Annotated in this window: 9 protein-coding genes; 3 read left to right on the top strand and 6 right to left on the bottom strand. The window is 60.7% G+C overall.

Going from position 1 to position 13442, the window contains the following annotated elements:
* Positions 1-167 precede the first annotated feature (167 nt).
* Positions 168-773: a biliverdin-producing heme oxygenase gene (locus PMI24_RS19815; RefSeq protein WP_007956993.1), complete on the top strand. Its 606-nt coding sequence runs from the start codon at positions 168-170 to the stop codon at positions 771-773.
* Positions 770-3007, top strand: a complete 2238-nt coding sequence (locus PMI24_RS19810) for an ATP-binding protein (RefSeq protein WP_007956992.1) — start codon at positions 770-772, stop codon at positions 3005-3007. The genes PMI24_RS19815 and PMI24_RS19810 overlap by 4 nt, the downstream gene beginning before the upstream one ends.
* Positions 3008-3016: 9 nt before the next feature.
* Here the strand turns inward: PMI24_RS19810 and PMI24_RS19805 are convergent, their stop codons facing one another.
* Complete coding sequence (locus PMI24_RS19805; RefSeq protein ID WP_007956991.1) at positions 3017-3772, bottom strand: type 1 glutamine amidotransferase domain-containing protein; 756 nt, start codon at positions 3770-3772, stop codon at positions 3017-3019.
* 142 nt (positions 3773-3914) lie between these two features.
* Between PMI24_RS19805 and PMI24_RS19800 the strand changes: the two genes are divergently transcribed.
* A complete protein-coding gene (locus PMI24_RS19800; RefSeq protein ID WP_007956990.1) occupies positions 3915-4502 on the top strand; it encodes a LysE family translocator in 588 nt (195 codons plus the stop codon).
* A 53-nt stretch (positions 4503-4555) separates the two neighbouring features.
* Here the strand turns inward: PMI24_RS19800 and PMI24_RS19795 are convergent, their stop codons facing one another.
* The 5 genes from PMI24_RS19795 to PMI24_RS19775 form a co-directional block, all read right to left on the bottom strand.
* Positions 4556-8203 carry a hypothetical protein gene (locus tag PMI24_RS19795; RefSeq protein ID WP_007956989.1) on the bottom strand — a complete coding sequence of 1216 codons (3648 nt, stop codon included), beginning with the start codon at positions 8201-8203 and terminating at the stop codon, positions 4556-4558.
* A gap of 268 nt (positions 8204-8471) precedes the next feature.
* Positions 8472-9305, bottom strand: a complete 834-nt coding sequence (locus PMI24_RS19790) for a helix-turn-helix transcriptional regulator (protein WP_007956987.1) — start codon at positions 9303-9305, stop codon at positions 8472-8474.
* Positions 9306-9340: 35 nt separating this feature from the next.
* The gene (locus PMI24_RS19785; RefSeq protein WP_007956985.1) at positions 9341-9844 is read right to left on the bottom strand and encodes a VOC family protein; all 504 of its coding nucleotides are present in this window, start codon (positions 9842-9844) and stop codon (positions 9341-9343) included.
* A 93-nt stretch (positions 9845-9937) separates the two neighbouring features.
* Positions 9938-12385: a TonB-dependent siderophore receptor gene (locus tag PMI24_RS19780; RefSeq protein ID WP_007956983.1), complete on the bottom strand. Its 2448-nt coding sequence runs from the start codon at positions 12383-12385 to the stop codon at positions 9938-9940.
* A gap of 81 nt (positions 12386-12466) precedes the next feature.
* Entirely contained in the window at positions 12467-13438 is a 972-nt protein-coding gene (locus PMI24_RS19775) for a FecR domain-containing protein (RefSeq protein WP_007956980.1), read from the bottom strand.
* Positions 13439-13442: the final 4 nt, after the last annotated feature.

The raw sequence follows: 13442 nt of genomic DNA, 5'->3' as shown, positions 1-13442 counted from the left end.
CGTTCGAACTTTCTGCCGTCCCGTCAACTCTGAAACCGTCACAGGGTGATGAATCCGCCAGAAAAAACCATCTGACGGGTCAGAAAGGACAATTGCCGTGTAAGCTTTCGCGCAATGCTTTTCCATTCTCCCATGGCCGCAGGCGGCCCACAGTACGAGCGACCTACATGCAAGCAAAGGCCCGCGAGGTTCATGTACCACCGGTGTTGCAGGATCTGCGCGCCGGCACGGCCGAACTGCACATTGCACTGGAAAAACGCCTTCCTTTCTTCTCCGACACCCTTGATCTGCAGGCCTTCGAGCGACTGATGCGCGCTTATTACGGCTTCTATCAGCCACTGGAAAATGCATTGCAGGACAGCGGCGAGATCCCGGCCGATTTCGATCTGGTTTCGCGCCTCAAGGCGCCGACCCTGCAACGTGATCTGCAAGCGCTGGGCGCGAATGGCGGAGAGTTTTCGCTCTGCCGTCAGTTGCCCGCCATCGACTCCGCCGCCGCCTGCCTGGGCGTGCTGTACGTGCTGGAAGGCGCAACCCTCGGCGGACAGATCCTGCGCCGGGAAATCGCCGCACGCCTGAGCCTGGACGCGGACAACGGTGCCGCGTTCCTGGACATCTACGGCGCTGCCACCGGCCGGCGCTGGCGCGATTTCATCGAATACCTGGGCAGTCGCCCGATGGACGCCGACGAGCGTGAAGCCGTCGTGGCGGCCGCCCACACTACATTCAGCTGTTTCGAGCGCTGGCTCGAAAGCCAGGAGGTTCTGGTATGACCCCGCAAGACAAAGAAGCCTTTGAAGAGTTGCTGGCCAACTGTGCCGACGAGCCGATCCGCTTTCCCGGCGCGATCCAGCCGCACGGTTTGCTGCTGACCCTGAGCGAGCCGGACCTTTCGATCATCCAGATCAGCGCCAACGTCGAGACCTTGCTCGCCCGGCCGGCACAGGAACTGATCGGCCAGCCACTGCAAAGCCTGATCGGCGATGCCCATGCCGTGCAGGTTCGCGAAGCCTTGCAGCAACCGGCCCTGTCCGATGCGCCGCCGCTGCACTTTCGCCTCAACGGCACGGCGTTCGAAGGCTTGCTGCACCGGCATCAGGATGTGCTGATCCTGGAGCTGGAAATCCACGTCGAAAACTTCCAGCCGCGCAACGTCGCCGGCACCGAGACCCACCTGGGGCGGATGCTCGCGCGCCTGCAAAAGGCCCAGAGCCTGCAGGCGCTGTACGACATCAGCGTCAAGGAAATCCAGGCCATGACCGGTTACGACCGGGTGCTGATTTACCGCTTTGAAGAGGAGGGCCACGGTCAGGTCATCGCCGAAGCGTCCGACCCGTCGATGGAAGTGTTCAACGGCTTGTTCTTCCCGGCCTCCGACATCCCCGAGCAGGCCCGCGAGCTGTACCGCACCAACTGGCTGCGGATCATTCCGAATGCCGACTACCAACCGGTGCCGCTGGTGCCCAAGTTGCGCCCGGACACCCAGACCCCGCTGGACCTGAGCTTCGCCACATTGCGCAGCGTGTCGCCGATCCACTGCCAGTACATGAAGAACATGGGCGTGCTGTCCTCGATGAGCATTTCCCTGCTCAAGGGCGACCGGCTCTGGGGCCTGATCAGTTGCGGCAACCGCCAGCCGCTGCACGTGCCGCACGAGTTGCGCACCGCATGCCAGACCATCGGCCAGGTGCTGTCGTTGCAGATCAGTGCGATGGAAGCGCTGGAAGTCAGCCGTCAAAGGGAAGAAAAGGTCGAAGCGCTGGCGCTGCTCAATCAAGCGATGATCGACTCGCCACAGAATGTCTTCGATGGCCTGGCCAACCAGCCGCAAGTCCTGATGGCACTGGCCAATGCCGGCGGCATCGCAATCATCGAAGACAAGCAATTGCACCGTTACGGCAACTGCCCGGAGCCGGAAGAGATTCGTGCATTGCACAAGTGGCTGCAGGAGCGCGGCGAGCCGGTGTTTGCCAGTCATCACCTGGCCAGCGTCTATCCGCCGGCCGCGCAGTATCAGCAGGTAGCGAGCGGTGTGCTCGCCATGAGCCTGCCCAAACCGGTGGACAACGGCGTGCTGTGGTTCCGCCCCGAAGTCAAAGAGAACATCAACTGGAGCGGCGACCCGCGCAAGCCGCTGGACCTGGAAAACTCCGACGCCGGCCTGCGCCTGCGGCCGCGTACTTCGTTCGAAATCTGGAAGGTCGAGATGGCCGGGATCTCCACCAAGTGGAGCCACGGCGATCTGTTCGCCGCCAACGATCTGCGGCGCTCCGCGCTGGAAAACGATCTGGCCCGTCAGGTGCGCCGCGAGCAGGAAGCGGTGCGCGCCCGCGACGAACTGGTGGCGGTGGTGTCCCACGACCTGCGCAACCCGATGACCGTGATCTCGATGCTCTGCGGCATGATGCAGAAGGCTTTCAGCTCCGATGGCCCGCACACTTCGCGGCGCATCTCGACCGCCATCGACACCATGCAGCAAGCCGCCGGGCGCATGAACACGTTGCTGGAAGACTTGCTCGACACCTCGAAAATCGACGCCGGCCGCTACACCATCGCGCCGCAGAAACTCGATGTCGCGCAGATGTTCGAAGAGGCGCAATCACTGCTCGCGCCGCTGGCGCTGGACAAGGACATCAGCATCTCGTTCGAGGCCGATCCTGATCTGAGCATCCATGCCGACCCCGAGCGGCTGTTTCAGGTGCTGTCGAATCTGGTCGGCAACGCGATCAAGTTCACCCCGCGCCTGGGTACGGTCGATGTGTATGCCAAATCGGTTGGTGACGACATCGTCTTCACGGTCCGTGACAGCGGCGAAGGCATTCCCAAGGATCACTTGCCGCATGTGTTCGACCGTTACTGGACGGTGAAGGAAGGCAATCCGAACGGCACCGGGCTGGGGCTGTACATCACGCAAGGCATCGTCGAGGCTCATGGCGGGCGGATCGTTGCCGAGAGTGAGCCGGGGCAGGGTAGCGAGTTTCGCTTCACCGTGCCGCGTCAGGACTGAAAAAGCCGATCAGCGCTGGGTGGCCTGCAACATGGTCACCCATTCTGCGGCGAATCGATGGCAATCGCCGGGCCAGCGCGCTGTCAGCAGTTGGCCGTCGCGCACCACAAATCCCGTTTGAAGTTTATTCGCGCCATCGCGTTTGGCGATCAGCGGGCCGCGTATGAAGTCGGAATTGCTGGCCAGCGCGGTCTTCACTTCCGCTTCGACGGTCTGCTTGTAGGTGCGGTAGTAGCGCCCCAGCCACGCAGCGGTCATCAGCCACGCCGGCATCTCCATGGTTGCCGAGAGCAACGCCGTCACCTTGCGCCCGAACAACACGGAACGCCCGGTGTCGGGATCGAGCGTGCGGGCCAGCAACAGCACGCCATGACACACCGCCGCCACGGGTTTCTCTGCTTTGAAAAATTGCAGGGCGATCTGCTGAGACTGTGTGGACTCCAGCAGCGTGTGCATCCCTTTGGCATGTCCGCCGGGAATCAACAGACCTTCAAATTGGTTCGTGTCGACATCGGCATACGCCAGCGGTTGCCTGAACGCATCGGACTCGATCATCTGCTTGTAACTGTCCAGATCGGCCTTGCGCGTCATCAGCATCGAACTCAACAGGCCGAAGCCGATATCCACCAGCCGTGGATCGGCGTGGGCGGGCAAGCCTTGCGGTGTGGCAAAACGTACTTCGATGCCCGCGTTGCGCAGTGCCTGCCAGGGCACGCTGCTTTCGGTGGGGTCGTAATCGGCAGAGGGCAGCAGAATCAAGATCATCGTGGGCAGACTTCCTGGTCAAAAGTGGTCGCATAGCCAGAGCGTAGTGGGTCTGCGCGCGCGGGGGTAATTTCCTTCAATACCGTCCGCTGCGTGCTGGTTACTGTGAGCGCCTTGTTCCTCGATTTGAAGCAGGTGTGCAATGAGTCTGATTGTGTCGATGGCGGCGTTTGCCCTGGCCGCGTCCATTACCCCGGGGCCGGTGAATATCGTGGCGTTGAGCTCGGGGGCGCAGTTCGGCTTTCGTGCCAGTCAGCGGCATGTAGCCGGGGCGACGCTGGGGTTTGTGTTGTTGCTGGTGTTGATGGGACTGGGGCTGCACGAAGTACTGAAACTGTGGCCCTCGCTGACCCGCGTGGTGCAACTGGCCGGGGTGGCGTTTCTGCTGTTCATGGCGTGGAAACTGGCCATGGATGACGGCCAGTTGAATGCGGGAGAGCCGGGCAGGGCGCCGTCGATGCTCTACGGCGCGGTGATGCAATGGCTCAACCCCAAGGCCTGGCTGGCCTGCGTGGCGGGCATGGGCGCGTTTGTCGCCGATGGCGAGGCGCGGCTGGTGTGGCAGTTTGCAGCGGTGTATCTGGTGATCTGTTATCTGTCGGTGGGGTGCTGGGTGTATGCCGGGACGTTTTTGCGCGGTTATCTGCAAAATCCGGCGGGGATGCGCTTGTTCAACCGGGTGATGGCGCTGCTGTTGGCGGTGAGTGCGGGGTATTTGCTGCTGCCCTGATCCGTACTCCGGCAAACGAAGTACGGACCTGAGTTCAATTCATGCGAAATCCCTTAGAAAATGCCGTTGAGCTCCCTGAACACATGGGGTGGCATGGCCGTGAAGCGGTTTTCGCGCAGTTGGCTGATCGAATACAAAGCGCTGGCCGTACGGCCGTTGCCGTCACCGAATCCCTGAAAACCGACCACAGCCCCCAGCACTTGTTTATCAAAGTGCGGATGGCTTGGGTCAAGGTTTTTCAGGTGCTGCTCGAGCAAGGCGAATCCGGTCGGGCTGCTGCCGTACTTGGTCGGTGCGCCGGCGTCGCGAACCCGTCCTACAGCTTCCGGCACAAGTTTGCGATGAATCTCCCTGATCACGTTCGGATCGGTCAGGGAGGCCTTGTTCGCGGTGTATTCGCGCAATACGCCAAGGATGTTTTCGAAGTCGTTGCCGTTGGAGGTCGAGCCTTTCAACATCCAGGCGGTCGCGCGTTGTGAAGGATCGGTGAACCCCTGCGGGTTGAACAGCGAATCGGGCATGACGTCGTTGTAGGGTGGTTTGCCCAGATCCAGTTTCAGAATGTCTTGCTGATAGCCCGTCATGAATCGGGCTTTTTTGCTCTCGAGTTCGTACAGGACTGCCAGCGTTTCGGTGTAACCCTGCGCGGTGCTGCGCGCATCGTTGAGCTGAACGGGGTGGCCCTTGATGAACGCTTCCGTCAGTTCTTCCAAAGCCTTGCGACCGATCAGCGACTCCAGATCAACTGCCTGTTTCGACTGGTACGCCGTTTCCTTCACGGCGTTGTTCGCAAGATGGCGCAATTCCGTTTCGGTAGCCCCTTTGGGCAACTTGAAGTGCTTGTCGCTCAAGCGCGTGACGATGTGTTGAGCGGTTTCGATGGCATCGCTTTTCAGCAGCGCCCGAGCATGTGAAATGGTGTCCAGCGACATCCGCGCGTGGGTTGCCGAGCCGGTGTGATCAATCACTTTGAGCAGGTCGTAACTGTTTGCGCCGGTCAGGAACCTGAGTTGCTGCTTGGCCTGATGTGCCAGCGAGAGGGCATGCCCACTCAGCTTCGCGACGCCTCGGCCGAGTAATTTGCCTCCGGCCTTGAGCAGTTGCGGCAAGCCGGATAAAGGGTTGAACAGGCTGAGGGCTGCGCTTGCCAGAATCCGCGAGGCCGACAGCAGTTTACCGGCGATGCTCGCGGCTTTGCTGGCGGCGGCAGCGATTGCCACAGGTGCGGCGAAAATGGTCATCGCCAGTACGGCGGCATCGACAATGCAGTCGAAGATTGCGTCACCGTGTTTCTTCGGATCCCCGGAAGTCAGCCCTTCCACACAGCTCTTGAAGGGAATGATCAGGTTGAGAATCATGTTGAAGATGGCATCGGTCTTTTCAATCGCCTTCTCCCGTACGGTTTGCTGCAGGCCCAGTTGGTGGATTTCCTGCTCGGTGATGTACGGATTTTTTTCGGCGATCATCCGGCTCAGGATTTCCATGCGAGGAGAGCGATAAAGAGGTGTGCCATCGCTGCGCTCGCGGGGCGCTTCCAGCACACCGATCTTGCGCACCTGAATTCTGGATTTGATGCTGGCCCTGGGGGCGACGTTTTGCAGGTAGGCCTGCAGATCAACGGGGGCTTTTTCAAGCTCTTCCTGATCGCTGAATCGAGTGTCGAGCTTGAAGAAGCTTCCGGAAACCAGTGGCTCGAAGAATGCTTCAAGCTCCGGGTTGTACCGACACTCCATCCGGAGCGCAAACAGCTCGAAGCATTTGATGGCGTAACCGAGTTGTACGCAGAGAATGACACCATAACGCCCGGTTTCTCCCGGAATATATCTGGCAGGGCTGACGGCGCCGCGACCGTTGGTTCGTGCTGGCTTGTAGTTCATCTTCTGAACGCAATAGACACCGATCGCCCCGTATTCAATGGACGCTGCATCCTCCGGGAGCACCTGTGAAATGGCGATCTGGATGTTGCGCGCCAGCCCACCGAGAACGGCGTCGAAGTGACTGGAGGTCGCGGTTTCGTAGAGGTCGGCAACGGGAAACAGAAAAGGCAGTTCAGGAAAGGATTTATAGATGCTGGTGCCTTTGAGGCGATCCCAGTCCTTGGTGTGAAGCTCGTCACCCATGTACAGGTCCAGCACCGACACTTTACGGCCCGCGCCACCGCCACTGCCGCGATGTTTGACCAGCAGTTCATCGGGGTCACAATCCCGTTCCTGGGACTTCAATTCTTGCAATGCGAGCTGTATGCGATCGGGCAACGGCCTGGAAAACCGTTCGGCGGCTTCCAGCATCATGGCGATGTATTGATCGTATTCGAGCGTGGCGCGCTCGATTTCTTTTGCGTCGAGATTGCCTTGCGCATCTCGCGTGATGAGGCCGTTCATCCAGGCCCAGGTCACCACCGGATCCACCGAGCCTTCGGCTTGCAAAGCTGCCAGTGGCGCGAGGGATTTCGTCGACTGGCTGAATCCCATCAGATGTTGATAGGTCATTTTGCGGCTGGTGCCGGGAACCAGTGCTTCGACCAGATGCACAGCCTGCGTAGCGATCACCCAGGCCGGCGTCCCCATCTGCAGGCTGGACGGCCAGTCGGTGAAGAGATACTCCGGCGCCATGCCTGCCAGAATCATCTGCGTCACCAGTGGGGCAAGCGAGGGTTCGACGTGAAGGTTCTTGATCAGATGCGCTTCCAGATCTGTTCGAACCTGGGCCGGACGCTGTTTGAAGTAACCTTTGGAATACAGGTCGAAACCGGCGAAGTGGGTGTTGGCAATATCGAGCGCCGGGTCCAGGTCAAGCAGTATCACGGCAACCGCCAGTTGCTCCATGAGTTCAGTCGATTGTTGTTTTGCGGCTGCTTCAGTGAGCCATCCAAGTTTGGAAAGATAGTACTGTCCGTGCCGGGATGCCGCACTTTCGATCAATTGCTGCAGGCGATAGTCCGTGCTGGTTATAGCGCCATCGCCCGGCGTGCCTTCAATCTGCACTCGTCTGCCGAGGCCATTGACGATGGCCTCAAAATCCAGCGTACAACTTTGTATCAGATCAAGAATGATTGCCCGGTTGTTTCCCTCAAGTTTGAACGGCGACTCGTCGGGTGCGTCCAGAAGTTGCCAATAGTTTCCGTACTTCGGTGGCTCGGGCAATGTCGAAAAGTTCAAAAGATCGAGCAGGTTGCGGGTGTCTTGTTCGTTGTCCGGCACTTGCAGCCCGTTGAAACGCAGCCACTGGCCGACCGTAACTTCGTCTCCCGTAATGATCCAGCCGCCACTGGAGGCGGCGACCTTGGCCAATAGCGGAAGGTTGTCGTCGAAATCCGCCAGACCCGCGACATCGGCGGTGATCTCCTGCAGAGATACAAACGGAGTAGCGGGCCGGTCGTTACTGGAGACCATGTTTCGATGGCTGAAGTAGAGTCGGCCATTTTCATCCAGGAGAAATATCGCGCTGTCCGGGATCTTGCGGCGAGCGCGGACAAAGTGAAAGTCGTCGTGGCGCAGAAGTATGGAAAGCGAGATTTTGCCGCTGCGGTGTATTTGGTCGAACGCGCTGTCCTCCACGCACGGAACAAGGATTTCGTTATATTTCCAACCAAGACGTTCAATGGCGTATTTATCACCGATAAAGTTTGTAATGGTCTGGCTTACTGTCTTCTTCTGAAGTGTGTTTTTGGAGTCGTAAGCATAGTTGTCTATTGGCTTCATGATTCAGAATCCATTCTCTGGTAGCGAAATAAATGAAATGTGGTGGTTGTTTATTGATTGTCGTGTTTGTGCGGTAGACAGGTTTTTAGAGTAAGGCGCCAAGGCGAAAAGTTGGCGTGGATTAATGTTCGAAGTGTTTCTTTGTGGTGGCGTGAATGAGAGGGGTGGCTGTTTTTAAAGGCCTGAAGCACTGTTGGCGATAAATATGTATATCTTTCCGGGTATGTAGAATTAAACCGAAACGGCCCATTGCAGGCCGTTTTTGCTTTCACCCCCGATACTGCCCCGGCGTAGCCGCCAGATGCTGTTTGAACGCCCGCTGAAAATGCGCCTGATCGGCAAACCCGGCCTCCAGTGCCACATCTGCAATCAACTGCCCGCGCCGCAGACACTCTCGGGCAAACTGAATGCGCTGGTTGACCACAAACGCATGAGGCGTCATGCCGTAATGCTGTTTAAAGGCGCGGATCAGGTAGGACGGTGACAGCTCGGCAGCGGCGCAGATGTCGTCAAGGCTGAGCAGGTCTGTGCAGTGCTGGCGGATAAAGTCAGCGGCGCGTTCGAGTTTGAAGTTTGGCTCGCGCAACGGTTGCTCGATGGGGTTCAGGCGCAGTTGCAGGTCGCTGAAAAACTCCACGGCGGCGCTCTGTTTGCGCAGCACGTCTTGCTGTTCGTCGACCAACACGCCGTATAGCGCATTCAAGTCGCGAAACAGGCGGGCATCATTCAAATGGGTATCGGAAAACCGCCGAAACTCAAGTTCCGCACTGAACCCCAGTTGATGCTGCAGATCCGTCAGCCACGGCGTTTCCACATACAACATCAAATACGACCACGGCTGATCATCGATCGGGTTGCACGCGTGCACGTCCCCCGGGTTCATCAGCACCACGGTGCCGGCCGCCACTTCGAACGAGGATTGCTCATGCAAGTAAGTGCTGCGCCCGGCGGTGATCGCGCCGATGGAAAAGTGCGCGTGGGAGTGCCGTGAATAGCAGACCTCACGCCCATCGGCGATGGCCCGCGCTTCGATGAAGGGCAGGGCGTCGTCGCGCCAGAAGCGCGGGGCTTGTTCGGGGTTCTTGGCGGCAGCGTGTTTCATCGTTGGGATTCTCGGCAGGCCAGTGCCCGAGTGTATTAGCTCTGCCCGGCGAAGGCTCGCTCGAGTTCGGCGATGTCGAGTTTTTTCATCCCGAACATGGCCTGCATCGCCCGTTGTGCCTTGGTCTGGTCGGGGTCGGTCATCATGTGCATGAACGCCACCGGCACGATCTGCCACGACACGCCGAACTTGTCCTTGAGCCAGCCGCATTGCTGCGCCTCCACCGGCCCGCCGGCGCTGAGGTTGCCCCAGAAATGGTCGACTTCTTCCTGGTTCTGGCAATTGACCTGAAACGAAATTGCCTCATTGAACTTGAACACTGGCCCGCCATTGAGTCCGGTAAAGGTGTGGCCGTCGAGTTCGAAACTGACGGTCATCACCGAGCCCTCGGGGCGGCCGTGGAATTCCTGGCCGACCTTGCTGTAGTGGGTCAGGGCGGTGATTTTCGAGTGATCGAAGATCGAGCAGTAGAACTTCGCTGCAGCTTCGGCCTGATCGTCGAACCACAGGCACGGTGTCAGCTTTTGAAAGCGTTGCATGGCAGTCATCCTCGGCAGGTTAGACACGCTGGATTACAGCGTAGTCAGTCTGTAGTCGAGCGGTGCTGCCGTAGATCGACAAGTTGGCGAATCTCAGAAATCCCAGCGTGTGCTCAACTGCACGCTGCGCGGTTCGCCATAGAAGCCGGTGCCGAAGTTGCCGAGGCCGGTGTAGTAGGTCTTGTCGAGCAGGTTCTTGATGTTGAGCGTGGTGCTCAGGTGTTGGTTGAAACGGTAGCGGGCCATGGCGTCCACCAGGTAGTAGCTGTCCTGGGTGATGCGCACGTTCTGGCCGCTGCCGGCGGGGTCGGGCTGGAACACGTTGCCGAAGAATTCGCTTTGCCAGCTCACGCCGCCGCCCACGGTGAGGTTTTGCAGGATGCCCGGCAGGCGATAGCTGCTGAACACCCGCACGATCTGCTCGGGCGCGGTGGTCTGCAGGATCGCGCCGTAGACCGGGTCGCCGTTGGCGTCGCGGGTGTGGTTGAAGGCGTAGCCCGCGGAGAGGTTCCAGCCTTCGCGCAGCTCGCCGGCCAGTTCGAATTCGAAGCCTTTGGTGGTTGCACCCTGCACGGCGCGGTAGACGGACTGGCTGTCGAAACCGCTGACGTATTCGGCGATGTTGTCCTGCTCGATGCGGAACACCGCAAAACTGGCGTTGAGCCGACCGTCGAAGAACCCGGCTTTCACTCCCGCTTCCAGGCTGTTGCCCTGCACCGGGTCGAGCACGTGGCGCGAGGCGTCCTTGCTGGTTTGCGGCTGATAGATGCGGGTGTAGCTGGAATACAAAGACCAGGTTTCGTCGAGGTCGTAGACCACGCCGGCGTAGGGTGTGACGACGCCGGTCTGGCGATAACCGTCGCGCACGTCCGGGGTGTTCGGGTCGCTGTAATCGAGGTGGTCGCGGGCGGTGAAATCGCTGACCCGGCCGCCGAGGATCAGCGCCAGATTGTCGGTGGGTTTGAGGCGGGTGGCGAGGTAGGCGCCGGTCTGGCGTTGTTCGATGTGGTCACGCCCGACCTGGGGTATGTCCGGTTTGGGAAACTCGCCGCGCCAGTCGAAGATGCTGCCGTTCAGCGCCGGGTAGACCGAGCCGTAGACCGGGATGTCCTGGCGGGTGTTCATCGACATGAAACCGGCGATCAACTGGTGCTCGCGGCCGAGCAGGCTGAAGGGGCCGCTGAGGTTGAGGTCGATGTTGTCCTGAACTTCGTCGCCCTTGAATTTGCCCATGTACAGGAACATGCCGTCGCCGCTGACCGGGTCGGGATTGCCGCCGCTGGCGGAGCCGAGCAGGGTGTCGTGCTGGCGGTGTTTGCGGTCGTAGCTGAACTTCAGCGTCCAGTCATTGGCGAGTTGCCGGTTGAGGGAAGCGAACAGCGTCTGGTTGGTGAAATCGCGGCGGCTCCAGTCGGTGGCCGGGTTGAACGAGCGCGAGAAATTGGAGCGTGAACCGTCGCTGTAGAACATCGGGAAACCGGTCCAGCTGGCGCCGCGCGAGCGGGTGTTCTGCTGATCGAAACCGACGGTCAGCAGGGTGTCCGGATTGAGGTCGGCTTCGAGGATGCCGTAGGCGATGTCCCGGGTGTTTTGGTAGTGGTCGGCATGGGCGCTGCGCTGTTGATGGACGCCGACGAAGCGCCCGCGCAGGTTGCCGCTGTCGGTCAGCGGCCCGGCGATATCGGCTTCGCTGCGGTAGTTGTCCCATGAGCCGACGGTGCCGCTGAGCGAGGCCTTGAATGCCGGGGTCGGACGTTTGCGGATCAGGTTGACCGTGGCCGAAGGGTCGCCGGATCCGGTCATCAACCCGGTGGCGCCCTTGATGATTTCGACCCGGTCGTAAGGCGCCATGTCGGTGCTGGTGGTGCCGTAATCGTAAACACCGTCGTAGTCGGTGTTGACCCCGTCGTACTGGAAGTTGGTGATCGGCGCGCCTCGGGCGGAGAACTCCCAGCGCTCGCTGTCGTAGTTCTGCACGCTGATGCCGGGCGCGCGGCGCAGGATGTCGGCGATGCCGGTGGCGCCCTGATCGTCGAGTTGCTGGCGGGTGATGACGGTGACCGACTGCGGGGTTTCGCGCAGGGACAAGGGCAGGCCGGTGGCCGATGCGGTCGAGCCGGTGGTGTAGGCGCCGGTGCCCTCGGTAATGGCGCCGAGCTGTCGGCCGGAGACGGTGGTGGCGTCCAGCTCCAGCGGGTTTTGCCCGGCTGGCGCGGCCCGCAACACGTAACCGCCCGCGCTCTGCGCCTGGGCTTGCAGGCCGCTGCCTTGCAACAGGCGTTGCAGGGCTTGTTGTTCGGTGAAGTCGCCGGTCAGGCCTGGGCTGCGCTTGTCGGCGGCGAGGTCGTTGTGGCCGGCGAGGAACACGCCGCTTTGTTCGGCAAAACGGTTGAGGACGCTGACCAACGGGCCGGGGGCGATGTGGTAGCGATGGGTTGCTGCGCGCAGGGCTTCGGCCACGGCATTCGGCGCGCACAGCCCCGGCATGGCGCACGCCAGGGCCAGGGTGAAACGGGTGCGGGCAAACGTGGAGCGCAGCATGGAGTTCCCGAAGGCAGAAGAGGGGCTACTGAGGATCAACCGGACGAGACGATCAAAAGGGAACCGTGAAATGAAAAATAATCAGCCTCTGGGCCCGACGTTTACCCACCAGCTCAATGTCTTGTCGACCCGGATCGGCAACGCCGCCTCGAGCAATCGCAGCGCCTGATCGGTGTCCTTGAGCGGGAACGAACCCATCACCGGCAACCGCGCAACGGCCGGATCGCAATGCAGATGCCCCGGTCGATAGCGGCTGAGTTCTTCGATCAAATCGCCCAGCGGCAGGTTGTCCGCCAGCAGCAAGCCCTGACGCCAGGCTTCGCGGGATGGATTGGCCGGAGTTGTGGCGTGCAGTTGCTGAGCGCTGAACGCCAGTTGCCGACCCGCCTGCACCACTTCGATCTGATCGTTGTGGTTGCGCACTTCCACCGCGCCTTGGAACACGTTGAGCACGGTTTGCTGATCGTCATGACGCACGCTGAATCGCGTGCCGAGGGCGCGCATCCGGCCATGCACGGTGTCCACCAGAAACGCGCGGCCCGGATCTTTCGCGGTGTCGATCAGCACTTCACCAGCGCGCAGTTGCAGCAGCCGTTGCGTGGCATCGAAGCGCACGTCGAGGGCGCTGAGGGCGTTGAGCCAGATCCGGCTGCCGTCGGCGAGTGTGGTTTCGCGGGTCTCCCCGGTGCCGGTGGACAGGTCGGCGCTGAGGCGTTCGATGGTGCCCGGCAACGGCGTGCCGCGCCATGCGGCCCAGCCGCTGAGGCCGGTAGCGGCGAGGATCAACAGGCCCTTGAGCGATTGACGACGGCTGATCGAGGCGCGCGGGCTGCTACGCAAGGTGTGGCTGACGGCATGGGCCTCGTTCTCGCCCTGCAACGGCGCGAAACGCTGGCCGACCCGTTCCACGTAGCGCCACGCTTGCTGATGCTCGTCACTTTGCGCCAGCCAGGCCTGCCAGCGCTGGCGTTCGTGGTCGGCGACGTGTTCGTCGTGCAGTTGCACGTACCACTGCGCGGCCTGTTCGAGGCTGGCGTGACTGAGTCGGTTCATGGCC

The organism is Pseudomonas sp. GM25 (assembly GCF_000282255.1).
Taxonomy (GTDB): Bacteria; Pseudomonadota; Gammaproteobacteria; order Pseudomonadales; family Pseudomonadaceae; genus Aquipseudomonas; species Aquipseudomonas aphyarum.
Note: the sequence above shows the minus strand (reverse complement) of the source record. Positions and strands in the feature narration are given on the sequence as shown.